The following is an 11,533-nucleotide window of genomic DNA, read 5'->3' as shown; positions in this document are numbered from 1 at the left end:
GGGATCAGGCTCTACCTCTGCGCAACGCATGACATGCCGTCCCTCCTGCCTTTTTCGCAATAAAGCACTTTTGTGCCACGCATTTGTGCCCGCTTCATTTCCCGGCATGCCAGTAAATTAAAGGCATGGTCCCGCAGAGCGACCGACAACAAAAATTTCCAGCTCGCTTATGACATCTGCCAACTATCGGGAGCCCTTTACATGACAGCATCCACTATCCGCACCTTCAAGCTGGCGAGCCTGGCCATTCTCACCGGCTGCGCCAATATGGCGTTCGCTGAAGACATCACGTTTGTGTCTCAGGGCGGTGCCTATCAGGAGGCGCAGAGCAAGGCGATCCTGGAACCGGCGGCCAAAAAACTTGGCCTGACGCTCAAGCAGGACAGTTCGCCCAAAGCCTACCCAATCATCAAGACTCAGGTCGAAAGCGGCAAAGTCACCTGGGACGTAGTGGATCTACCGACGGGCGACTGCGTGCGCGGTCAGCAGGAAGGCCTGTTCGAAAAGCTTGACCCGGCGCTGATCCCCAACGCAGTGCAATTACCGGCGGATCTCAAAGATGAGTACAGCGTGGGCTACATCAGCTACTCCACGGTGCTGGCTTATCGCACCGACGCCTTCAAGGGCGACAAGGCACCCAAAACCTGGGCGGATTTCTGGGACACGAAGAAATTCCCGGGCCAGCGTTCATTGCGTAATTTGCCGCGCCCGACCCTGGAAGTAGCCCTGCTGGCCGACGGCGTCGCGCCCGACAAGTTGTACCCACTGGACGTGGAGCGCGCCTTCAAGAAACTCGAAGAGATAAAACCGCACATTTCCACCTGGTGGACGTCGGGCGGTCAGTCGGCACAGCTGATCAGCGATGGCGAAGTGGACATGATTCAAGCGTGGAACGGTCGTATCACGGCTGTTCAGGCCGACGGCGCGCCAGTGGCCTTCGATTACAATCAGGGCATTCTGGAAACCAACTCCCTCTGCGTCCTCAAGGGCACACCGCACAAAGCGGCGGCGATGAAGTTCGTCAACGAAGCCATCGACGCGAAACTACAGGCAGCACTGCCGATGATCATTGATTACGGCCCGCTCAACCCGAAAGCCTTCGAGACCGGCACCATCCCGGCAGAACGTGCTGCCAAGCTGCCCTCCTCACCTGAAAACATCTCCCGTCAGGCATTGCTGTCGGCCAAATGGTGGGCGTCTGCCGAGGGCATCAAGGCAGAAGAACGCTGGTTGTCGTTTGTGCAGAAGAAGTAATTACTACTACAACCTGTAGGAGCGCACGTGCACCGCGAGGCCGCGATAGCGTCCCGCCTGACGCACCGCTATCGCGGCCTCGCGGTGCTCGTGCGCTCCTACAGTGACGATCCTTTCTTCCAGACACCTCAACGCAGGACATGCCGTCCGCACGCCTCATTACGCAATAAAGCACTCTCGCGCAGCGCATTTCAGCGGCTTCATTTGCCGACATCTGGGTACATTGGAAACTGCACGGTCCCGCAGAGCGACCGGAACAGAAAGACACTCGTTTTAAGCATCTGCCCCATCTTTCGGGAGTCGTTCACATGCCAACACTCAAGCACGGCGCCTTCCAGCGCTTCAGCCAGAACAAGTGACGGGAGAAAGACATGTCCAATGCTTATCTCGCCAAATCCCTGCCTGAATCCGACAATCAGCAACAACCGCCGCTGACCAACAGCGATGCCCTTGCCCGTGAGGAGCGCAAGGAACACACCTCAATGATGTTGTTGCTCACCCCGGCGCTGTTCATGGTGATAGTGCTGTTGATCCTGCCGATGTGCTGGCTGGCCTTTCAGTCGGTGCAGACTGAAGAAGGCTTCTCCCTCGCCAACTACCTGCGTATTTTTGAAGAGCGGATCTATTGGGACACGTTCGTCCTGACCTTCAAGATCAGCCTCATCGTCACTGTACTGTCGGTCTTCCTCGGCTTCCCTATTGCTTATGCCGCGTCACGCCTGCACGGCTTCTGGGCCAATCTGATTCTGATCTGCGTAATCATCCCGTTCTGGACCAGCGTGCTGGTGCGTTCCTACGCCTGGCTGGTGTTGCTGCAACGCCGCGGGCTGGTCAACCAGACGTTGATCGACATGGGGATCATCGATCAGCCGTTGAACCTGATGCACAACACCACGGGCACGGTCATTGGCACGCTGCATGTGATGCTGCCGTTCATGGTTCTGCCGCTGTATTCAGTGATGAAAAAAATTCCGCAGGACCTGATGCAAGCCTCGGAAAGCCTCGGGGCCAAGCCTTTTTACACTTTCCGCCGAGTGTTCTTGCCGATGGCGGCACCGGGAATCATGGCCGGTTCGATTCTGGTTTTCGTCATCTGCCTGGGTTTCTTCATTACGCCCGAGCTGCTCGGTGGTGGTCGCACGATCCTGGTATCGATGCTGGTGCAACGCAACGTTGAGCTGTATCACGCCTGGGGCGCCGCGAGCGCGGTAGGCCTGGTGTTACTGCTAGTGGTGTTCCTGATTTTCTGGGGGATCAACAAGTTCATCCCTATCGAACGCATTCTGGGAGCGCGCTAAATGAAACTGGTCGCCTATCTGCGTCATATCCGCCTTTCCCACGCGCTGTTCACGGTGCTGGTGGCAGCGATTCTGTTGTACCTGATTCTGCCGGTACTGATCGTGGTGCCGATGTCGTTCTCCGAAGCGCGCTTCCTGCAATTCCCGCCCAAGGAATGGTCGCTGCGCTGGTATGCGGCGTTCTTTCAGAGCGCCGAGTGGATGTCGGCGGCACGGGTCAGCCTGATCACCGCCGCTGTTACCACGCTGGTCAGCCTGCCCATCGGCATGGCCGCGGCTTACGCGATCAACAGCTCCAGCCTGAAGGTGGTGCGCACCCTGCAAATCATTCTGCTGCTGCCGATGATGGTGCCGATCATCCTCATCGCCGCCGGGGTGTTTTTTGTGTACGCCAGGGTGGGTCTGATCAGCACCATGACCGGACTGATTCTGGCGCACATCATGCTGGCACTGCCCTACGTGATCATCGCCCTGCTGGCAGGTTTGCGTAACTTCGACATGTCTCAGGAAATGGTCGCTCGCAGCCTGGGCATGAATCGCTTCCGGGCGTTCATGGCCGTGACCCTGCCGCAGATCAAGCCAAGCCTGGTCTCGGCCACACTGTTTGCGTTCATCACCTCGCTGGATGAAACCGTGGTCGCGCTGTTCATCTCCGGCGGCGACAACCAGACCCTGACCAAGCGCATGTTCACCGCACTGCGCGACGAAATCGACCCGACGATTGCGGCCATCAGCTCGATCCTGATTCTGGCTTCACTGTTGTTGGTGGTGATCGCGGGGCGTAATAAACCAAGTTGAAAACACCACCTCGGTAGGAACTGCCGAAGGCTGCGAAGGCAATTTGTCTGACACACCGTTTCGCAGCCTTCGGCAGCTCCTACAGGGATATCGGGATAGCAACATCTGCCGCCAGCGCTGCAAATTCAGCATCTAGCACCCGCACCAGCGGCTATCTCGGCATCGCCCGCTGGGCAGACATTTTTACAATGAGTCCATCGTTCGGACCTTCAAGGCACCTTGATCATGTTGAAAAATACCCTGCGTGACCCTTCCCTTCTCGTCGAGCGCGCCTACGTCAATGGCGAGTGGATTGATGCCGATGACGGCGCTACGCTGGACGTGACCAACCCCGCCGACGGCAGCGTGATTGCCCGGGTTCCGGCCCTTCAAGCCGCGGAAACCCGTCGCGCCATCGCCGCTGCTGAGGCACGTTTCGTGGCCTGGCGCGAGGTGCCGGCCGCCGAGCGCGCGCGTTTTCTTGAAGTCTGGTTCAAGCTGATCATGGACAACCAGGAAGACCTGGCGCTGATCATGACCGCCGAGCAAGGCAAACCGCTGACCGAGTCGCGCGGTGAAATTGCCTACGGCGCCAGCTTCGTCAAATGGTTCGCCGAAGAAGCCCGGCGCATCTACGGCGATACCATCCCTTCACCGGTCGCCGACCGACGCATCATTGTGCTCAAACAGCCGATTGGCGTCGTGGCCGCCATCACCCCGTGGAACTTCCCTAACGCGATGATCACCCGCAAGTGCGCCCCGGCGCTGGCGGCAGGCTGCCCGGTGCTGGTCAAGCCGTCGGAAATGACCCCACTGTCAGCCTTGGCGCTGGCGGTACTCGCAGAACGTGCGGGCATCCCGGCCGGCGTATTCAACGTGCTGACCGGCTTGCCAGCCGGAGTTGGCGGTGAAATGACCAGCAACCCGGCGATACGCAAGCTCTCGTTCACAGGGTCAACCAAAATCGGCCAGTTATTGATGAGCCAGTGTGCGAGCACCATCAAACGCTTGAGCCTGGAACTGGGTGGCAACGCCCCGTTCATCGTCTTTGATGATGCGGACCTGGATCTGGCCATTGCCGGGGTCATGCAGAGCAAATTCCGCAACGCTGGGCAAACCTGCGTCTGCGCCAATCGCATTCTGGTTCAGGACGGTATTTATGAGCGTTTTGCCGAGCGCCTGAGCGCTGCCGTGGCCGAATTGAAGGTCGGCGATGGCCTGCAAACCGGCGTCACGATTGGTCCGCTGATCAATGCTGCGGCAGTCGACAAAGTCGCCCGACACATTGGCGACGCGCTGGAAAAAGGTGCCAGTGTAGTGATTGGCGGCACGCCTCAGGGCGATGGGCTGTATGTCCAGCCTACCGTTCTGCGTGACGCCAAAGCCGACATGCTGCTGGCCAGCGAAGAAACGTTCGGTCCAGTGGCCCCGCTGTTCCGCTTCAAGGACGAAGCCGAAGCGCTGGCGCTGGCCAACGCTACTCCCTATGGCCTGGGCGCGTATTACTTCACTCAAGACATGCGCCGCGCCTGGCGTGTGGGTGAACGGCTGGAGTTCGGCATGGTGGGGTTGAATACCGGGATTATTTCCATGGAAGTCGCTCCTTTTGGCGGCATGAAGCAGTCAGGCACCGGCCGTGAGGGCTCAAAGTACGGCCTCGACGAATTCCTCGAAGTGAAGGCCTGGCACATCGGCGGTCTGGACTGACAGCCGGCCTCAAACACAGACACCGCCGGGCAGCAGATCCTGTTATCCCGGCGGCTCAAAACGGCACGAACACGGTCAGCGGCTGTGTTCAGATGGATGCAGACACCCGCTCTGCACAGGAGGATGCTTCATGAATTTCACTGAAGGTTTTGAGTCGGTCAGCGTCAATCAGGTCTGCAAGGATTACGGCAGCCTCAAGGCGCTGAACAATGTGAACCTGAAGGTTGAGGCGGGAGAATTCATGTCTTTGCTGGGCCCTTCCGGCTCGGGCAAAACAACGCTGCTGAGCATCCTCGGTGGATTCATCCGCGTCAGCTCCGGGAGCATTCTGTTTGGCGAGCGCGACGTGACGTTGATGCCGCCCCATAAGCGTGAAATCGGCGTGGTGTTTCAGAATTACGCGCTGTTCCCACACATGACAGTGGGCGAGAACGTTGCGTTCCCCCTGCGCGCCAGAGGGGAAAGCGCTGCCAAAAGCCTGGGTCGCGTGAAGCAAGCGTTGGCGACAGTGGAACTGAGCGGCTACGAAAACCGTTCGATTGCGGCCCTTTCCGGCGGTCAGCGGCAACGGGTGGCACTGGCCCGGGCCATCGTCTTTGAACCCAAGCTGATCCTGATGGACGAACCGCTTTCCGCTCTCGATAAACAGCTGCGCGAGACCATGCAGATTGAGCTGCGAGCCCTGCACAAACGCTTGGGTGCAACGATGATTTACGTCACCCATGACCAGCGTGAAGCGCTGACCATGAGTGACCGTATCGCGATCATGCGTGGCGGCCAGTTGGTGCAGGTGGATACGCCACGTCGTTTGCACGATCATCCTTCCGATGACTTCGTCGCCAGTTTCATTGGCGAAAGCACCCTGATCCCGCTGCAACGCAGTGACAGCGGCCTGAATCTGGGGGCTACGGCACTGCGTACGACCCGCGCTATTCCACCTTCGGGCGATGTGTTTCTGGCATTGCAGTCGGAAAAACTGCTGCTCGACAACGACACCTCAGGCCCGGAATGGAACCGTCTGCGCGGTCGTGTTTCGGACATTGTTTTTCAGGGGGAAAGCCTCAAGGTGTTCGTCGACCTGGAAGGCGGCCCGACGGTCAGCCTGCGTCAGCCAAGCCATCACGAAGGTAACCTCAGCCTGCCGCCGATTGGCTCCCCGCTGCTCATGCGCCTGCACCCGGAAGACACCATTGTTGTGCCGCGGGCAGTGGTCTGACGCAGGGCTTTTATGTGGGAGCTGCCCAGGTGTCCCTGACACAGCGCTGTGCGAATCAACCCAGAACTGTAGGAGCGCACGAGCACCACGAGGCCGCGATAGCGATTTGTCTGACGCGCCGCCATCGCGGCCTCGCGGTGCTCGTGCGCTCCTGTAAAAAAACACTCCACGTCAGGTAAGTGCATTTATTTGACAGGAGCAAGCTCTGCTTCCACAGGATTTACAAACCACTCAAGTTTGCCTGCAACACTCCACAGCGAATTATTTCGCAACCTCCCTCCAAAACAGTCGATCACAGCGCTGGCCCGGGCAACTACAGTGCTTGTGATTCTGGCCAGTGCTTATCCTGATCACATCACCTGCCACTCTGGCGATCACGGAGATTGAGATGAATTCTGCACTGACTGAAAACCAACGGCTGCTCGCTCTGCGTGAGCAGCACATCCCGCGCGGCATCATCACGGCTCATCCGGTTGTCGCTGCACGTGCCGAGGGCGCGCAGCTGTGGGATGTGGATGGCAAGCGCTATCTGGACTTCGTCGGGGGTATCGGCGTACTCAATGTCGGACACAATCACCCGCGCGTGGTTGAGGCAGTACGTCGCCAGGTCGGCGAGATTTCCCATGCCAGCTTTCAGGTCGTGGCCTACGAGAACTACATCCAGGTCGCCGCGCGACTGAACAAGCTGATCGGTGGCGATGAACACTACAAGAGCGTGCTGTTCACCTCCGGCGCTGAAGCCGTAGAGAACGCAATCAAGATCGCCCGTGGCCATACCAATCGTACGGCGGTGATTTCCTTTCGCGGCGGCTTCCATGGACGAACCCTGCTCGGCGTAACCCTGACGGGCATGAGCCAGCCGTACAAACAGAACTTTGGGCCTTTCCCGGCCGAGATTTATCACGCCACTTACCCGAACCCGTATCGCGGAATCAGCAGCGACGATGCGCTGGCGGAACTGGATGAGCTGTTCGCCACCGATGTTGCACCCGATCGCGTGGCGGCGATCCTCATCGAGCCCGTACAGGGCGACGGAGGTTTCATCGCCGCCTCCAATGAATTCCTGCAAGCCTTGCGTGCGCGCTGCACTCAGCACGGCATCGTGCTGATTCTTGATGAAATTCAGGCTGGCTTTGGCCGCACTGGCACCATGTTCGGCTTCCAGCACGCAGGTATCAAACCTGATCTGGTTACGGTCGCAAAAAGCCTGGCAGGCGGAATGCCGCTCTCCGGTGTAGTAGGCCGGGCCGAGATCATGGATGCGCCGACGCCCGGTGGCCTGGGCGGTACATATGGCGGCAATGCAGTCGCTTGTGCTGCGGCGCTGGCGGTGCTGGACCTGTTCGAAGAGCAGGATCTGCTGGGCCAGGGGGAGAAACTGTCCGCGCAGTTGCGGGACGGTCTGCTGGCCCTGCAAGCCCGCTACCCACGCATTGGTGATGTCAGAGGCCTGGGCTTCATGCAAGCCATCGAAATGGTCGCCGATGATAACAAGCAAAGCCCGGATGCAGCGCTGGCGCAGAAAGTCATCGACGAAGCGCGTAACGCGGGTCTGCTGGTGATCAAGTGCGGTGTACACCGTAACGTGGTGCGCTTCCTTGCGCCGCTGGTGACCACCTCCGAGCAAGTGGCGGAAGCCTTGCAGATGCTTGATCGCGCATTGGCGGCAGCCTGCTGAGCACCTGCGTTGCATGACCTGCCCGGCCTGCTCACCCAGTGCCGGGCTTTGGTTTGAAACTAGACGGAACCGACAGTGGTTGCTCAGGAGCGAACAATGAAAGTCACCCAGTACAAGGCATTGGGATTTTCCTTTGGAACACTGGTTGATCGAGAACGGGGCATCCTTGAAGGACTTCGACCGCTGGCAGTGCATAGCCGATCCGCGCCCGATGACGAGCAGTTGCTCGAAGCTTATCGACGTATCGCCGACGAGTTGATCAGCAGTGGGTCAGACGGCAGTCATACCGCGTTTCACGGCCAGCTATACCAACGTCTGGCTCACCAATTGCATATGATTCCTGACTGGGATCAGAGTGTTGCTTTCAGTAGCTCCTCTGACCATTGGCCCATATTCGAAGACGTTCCAGGTGCATTGCAGTACCTGAGCAAGTTCTACCGTTTGATACTGATCGCCCCACCTCACGGCATCAATGTGAGCTCGCTGATCAGCCGCTTGCCGGTGACGTTCGACGCTGTTATCGAACCCAGCAGCATTGATTGGCACATGAGTCTGAATACTGCGTTACTCCAACTGGAGCTGGAGCGATCAGAACTGTTACCGGTGCGCAGTACGGAAACCGATGACCCGTGGAATGAGCGGGTGGATTTCCCGGTGTGTACATTGCGACGGGGTCACAGCCTGCCTTGGAATCATTCACCGCAGGCACTGGACGGCAATCGCTGTGAGTACGCGAGTCTGGCAGACCTCGTCCATGCGCATCAAAAAGCGCTGCATGCCTGAGGCGTGCAGGCAGGATTTTGAAATTGCGAGGACTGAACCATGGACGCAGCAACGAAGCTCGATCGTATCGACATCAACATCCTGGTCCAATTGCAGAAAGACGGGCGAATGACCAACGTCAGCCTCGCCGAAGCTGTCGGTCTGTCTCCCAGTCCTTGCCTGCAAAGGGTTAAACGCCTCGAGTCGGCAGGCTATATCAGCGGCTATGAAGCCCACGTCAATCTGGCCAAGTTCGCCAACTCGGTCACCGTCTTCACCGAAGTCACCCTATCCGACCACAAGCGTGGAGACTTCGTGAAGTTTGAATCGAGCATCCGCAACATCGATGAAGTGCTCGAATGCCATTTGATCAGCGGCGGCTACGACTATCTGGTGCGCTTCCTGTGCAGCAGCATTCAGCACTACCAGGAATTGATGGAGTCGATCCTGGACAAGAATATCGGCATCGAGAAGTACTTCAGCTACATTGTGATCAAGTCACCAGTGGTAAAAAGCACCGTGCCGCTGCGGAGTCTGGTTAGAGCGGTGTGACAGGCACAACACTCAGTTGCTCCTGGCCACAAAACTCAACAGAAAGCTTTTTCTGTAGGAGCTACCGAAGGCTGCGAAGCATTCATTCTGATACGCCGCCATCGCAGCCTTCGGCAGCTCCTACAGGTTCAATGTTTTACGCGAACCAGCGTAGCGCCATAATCACCGGCCAATCACATCCAGTAATTGCTGCCAACCCGCCGCCAGACGCACGCCCGGTGCGCGGAATGCGTGCAGGGGAATAGGGTTGAATTTGTCTCCGCAAAGCAGACCCAGATCGACCTTCTCTCCGGCCGTCATCTTTGCCAGTTGCCCACCCATGTAAGTCGACATGGCAACCCCGCCGCCGTTGTAACCGATCGCGTAGAAACTGCGTTCGTCCAGTTGTCCGGCATGAGGCAGGTAATCCAGCGTCATGGCAACCAGACCGGACCAGCGAAAATCAATCTGGTGATCACGCAGTACCGGAAACACCTCTCCCATGCTGCGCTGCAAGGTACGGAAGGCGCTCTCGGAATCGTTCTTGCCAAAGGCACCTCGCCCGCCAAAGATCAGCCGGTCACCGACGACCCTGAACCAGCGCAACATACGCTTGGTATCACCACATACCTGACCACCCGGCATGATTTGCGCCAGTACATCAGCGGGTAGCGGCTCAGTCGCAATGATCGCGCTGCGAAACGGGATCAATCGGCGATGCAACGTATCGGTAGCCCGGGTCTGATCGGAATAGCCATTGGTGGCGTAAATCACCTGCCGCGCGCTGACGCGCCCTTTAGGGGTCATGACAATGACGCGGCCTGCCTCGTGACGAACCTGGTTGGCCGGGCTGTTGATGTACAACTTCACCCCACGCTCAGTCAGGCTCTTTGCAATGCCACGCGCGTAGTTGAGCGGGTGAATGCCACCTGCTTTCGGCGTCAGCAAGCCACCGGCGAAAATCTTCGATCCGGTGGCCTCGCGAACCTGTTCGGCGCTGATCATCAGCGAAGACGTGCCACCGGTTTCCCGTTTGATCCAGTTTGCAGTGGACTCGAGCCCGCCTAACGCATGAACGTTATGCGCGGCGGCGATATGCCCGCCCATGTGCAGTTGCGCCCCTGACAAGCCAAGGCTGTCGACCATCTCCACCAGACTGTCCACTGCCGCATAACCGGTGCGATACATGTGCAGGGCAGTATCACGACCGAAACGCTCCATCAGCGTCGGAAAACCAACCCGGAACTTGGGTGAAACCACCCCGCCATTGCGCCCGCTGGCGCCCCAGGCGAGCGTATTGGCTTCAACGATCAACGGCTCACGGCCGCTCAGGGCAATATGGTGCGCCGCAGACAGTCCGGTGTAACCGGCACCGATGATCACCACGTCACACTGGCGATCGCCTTCAAGCGATTGCAGTGCAGGAGAAGATTGGGCAGTTGCCGCCCACAAGCTCTGAACAGTCATGGCCAGCATCCGGCTAAAAAGAACAAAGGCGCTCGCGGCATTGCCCGGGCGCCAGAATCGTCAAACCCGCTCAAGGCACCCTCAGCCGAGTTCTTTCTCGACTGCGTCGGCCAGTTGCGCCAGCGAAGTGAAATGGTAATGCGGCTCTACTCGCTCGGACTCAAGCGTGCCACCGGTACCCTTCTGGGCGAAACGACGCTCGATCCAGCAGGTTTGATAGCCCAGACGCATTGCCACACCGATGTCGTGATACTGACTCTGCGCAACGTGCAGGATGTTTTCGAACAGGATGCCTTGGGTAGCCAATACGCCACGGGTATAGGCGAAGAACTGTGGGTCAGGCTTTTCAAAACGGACGTCGTCCACGGTCACGCGCACGTCGAACGGCTCGTCCAGCGTCTTGGCCATGAAATCCAGCGCCCAGATGCGCGAGTTCGTCGTGGCAACCAGCTTGAAGTGCTTGCGCAGACGCTTCAGTGCTTCAACCGAATCAGGGAACGCCGGGAAGTTTTTGACCGCCAGGCTCAGGCCTTTGGCGTATTCATCGTTGTCCGGCAGCCCCAGTTTCGAAGCAATGACGTGGTAGCAGCGCTCCAGATCGTCCGGCCACCAGCCCGAGTCGGTCTGGGCACGTGCTTCGCGATAGGCTTTGAGAATGTCGTCATTACTGCAGGCTTTACCCGCTTCGCCCGCCACTTCACGCACGTGAGCAAGGATGCCTGCCTCGAAATCAATGAGGGTGCCAACGACATCGAACGTCAGGGCTTTGAATTGCTTGAATGACATAAGGCGCTCCGCAAGATAATTCATAAGGGAAAGCAAGCTGGGTAAACCCATTATCTG

At 58.4% G+C, this 11,533-nt stretch carries 10 protein-coding genes; 8 read left to right on the top strand and 2 right to left on the bottom strand.

Going from position 1 to position 11,533, the window contains the following annotated elements; all coding sequences use genetic code 11:
• Positions 1-201 precede the first annotated feature (201 nt).
• The 8 genes from AUC60_RS17925 to AUC60_RS17890 all read left to right on the top strand — a co-directional run bounded on the left by AUC60_RS17925 (position 202) and on the right by AUC60_RS17890 (position 9,244).
• Positions 202-1,254 (top strand): ABC transporter substrate-binding protein, encoded by a 1,053-nt coding sequence (locus AUC60_RS17925; RefSeq protein ID WP_087270409.1) that lies wholly within the window; start codon positions 202-204, stop codon positions 1,252-1,254.
• A 371-nt stretch (positions 1,255-1,625) separates the two neighbouring features.
• A complete protein-coding gene (locus AUC60_RS17920) occupies positions 1,626-2,552 on the top strand; it encodes an ABC transporter permease (protein WP_087270405.1) in 927 nt (308 codons plus the stop codon).
• Positions 2,553-3,350 (top strand): ABC transporter permease, encoded by a 798-nt coding sequence (locus AUC60_RS17915; protein ID WP_087270402.1) that lies wholly within the window; start codon positions 2,553-2,555, stop codon positions 3,348-3,350.
• A 225-nt stretch (positions 3,351-3,575) separates the two neighbouring features.
• Positions 3,576-5,036 (top strand): NAD-dependent succinate-semialdehyde dehydrogenase, encoded by a 1,461-nt coding sequence (locus tag AUC60_RS17910; RefSeq protein WP_087270400.1) that lies wholly within the window; start codon positions 3,576-3,578, stop codon positions 5,034-5,036.
• Positions 5,037-5,166: 130 nt separating this feature from the next.
• On the top strand, positions 5,167-6,252 hold the full coding sequence (locus AUC60_RS17905; RefSeq protein WP_087270397.1) for an ABC transporter ATP-binding protein: 1,086 nt from the start codon (positions 5,167-5,169) through the stop codon (positions 6,250-6,252).
• A 388-nt stretch (positions 6,253-6,640) separates the two neighbouring features.
• A complete protein-coding gene (gene gabT, locus AUC60_RS17900; protein WP_087270394.1) occupies positions 6,641-7,930 on the top strand; it encodes a 4-aminobutyrate--2-oxoglutarate transaminase in 1,290 nt (429 codons plus the stop codon).
• A 96-nt stretch (positions 7,931-8,026) separates the two neighbouring features.
• Complete coding sequence (locus AUC60_RS17895) at positions 8,027-8,713, top strand: HAD family hydrolase (protein WP_087270392.1); 687 nt, start codon at positions 8,027-8,029, stop codon at positions 8,711-8,713.
• Positions 8,714-8,752: 39 nt separating this feature from the next.
• Positions 8,753-9,244, top strand: coding sequence for an Lrp/AsnC family transcriptional regulator (locus AUC60_RS17890; protein ID WP_027900155.1), 492 nt, complete (start codon positions 8,753-8,755; stop codon positions 9,242-9,244).
• Between the two features lie 162 nt (positions 9,245-9,406).
• Here AUC60_RS17890 and AUC60_RS17885 read toward each other — a convergent pair whose 3' ends face one another.
• Positions 9,407-10,690 carry an NAD(P)/FAD-dependent oxidoreductase gene (locus tag AUC60_RS17885; RefSeq protein WP_193441872.1) on the bottom strand — a complete coding sequence of 428 codons (1,284 nt, stop codon included), beginning with the start codon at positions 10,688-10,690 and terminating at the stop codon, positions 9,407-9,409.
• Positions 10,691-10,771: 81 nt separating this feature from the next.
• Entirely contained in the window at positions 10,772-11,476 is a 705-nt protein-coding gene (locus tag AUC60_RS17880; protein ID WP_087270389.1) for an HAD-IA family hydrolase, read from the bottom strand.
• Positions 11,477-11,533 lie beyond the last annotated feature (57 nt).

The sequence above is a fragment of the Pseudomonas caspiana genome (assembly GCF_002158995.1).
Taxonomy (GTDB): domain Bacteria; phylum Pseudomonadota; class Gammaproteobacteria; order Pseudomonadales; family Pseudomonadaceae; genus Aquipseudomonas; species Aquipseudomonas caspiana.
The sequence above is the reverse complement of the archived record's forward strand: the minus strand, read 5'-3'. Positions and strand labels throughout refer to the sequence as shown.

What these genes read in the sequence shown, in the direction of transcription:
- AUC60_RS17885 (WP_193441872.1), bottom strand. Translation starts at nt 10,690, where the DNA reads ATGACTGTTCAGAGCTTGTGGGCGGCAACTGCCCAATCTTCTCCTGCA.
- AUC60_RS17880 (WP_087270389.1), bottom strand. Translation starts at nt 11,476, where the DNA reads ATGTCATTCAAGCAATTCAAAGCCCTGACGTTCGATGTCGTTGGCACC.
- AUC60_RS17925 (WP_087270409.1), top strand. Translation starts at nt 202, where the DNA reads ATGACAGCATCCACTATCCGCACCTTCAAGCTGGCGAGCCTGGCCATT.
- AUC60_RS17895 (WP_087270392.1), top strand. Translation starts at nt 8,027, where the DNA reads ATGAAAGTCACCCAGTACAAGGCATTGGGATTTTCCTTTGGAACACTG.
- AUC60_RS17890 (WP_027900155.1), top strand. Translation starts at nt 8,753, where the DNA reads ATGGACGCAGCAACGAAGCTCGATCGTATCGACATCAACATCCTGGTC.
- AUC60_RS17905 (WP_087270397.1), top strand. Translation starts at nt 5,167, where the DNA reads ATGAATTTCACTGAAGGTTTTGAGTCGGTCAGCGTCAATCAGGTCTGC.
- AUC60_RS17915 (WP_087270402.1), top strand. Translation starts at nt 2,553, where the DNA reads ATGAAACTGGTCGCCTATCTGCGTCATATCCGCCTTTCCCACGCGCTG.
- AUC60_RS17910 (WP_087270400.1), top strand. Translation starts at nt 3,576, where the DNA reads ATGTTGAAAAATACCCTGCGTGACCCTTCCCTTCTCGTCGAGCGCGCC.
- AUC60_RS17920 (WP_087270405.1), top strand. Translation starts at nt 1,626, where the DNA reads ATGTCCAATGCTTATCTCGCCAAATCCCTGCCTGAATCCGACAATCAG.
- gabT (WP_087270394.1), top strand. Translation starts at nt 6,641, where the DNA reads ATGAATTCTGCACTGACTGAAAACCAACGGCTGCTCGCTCTGCGTGAG.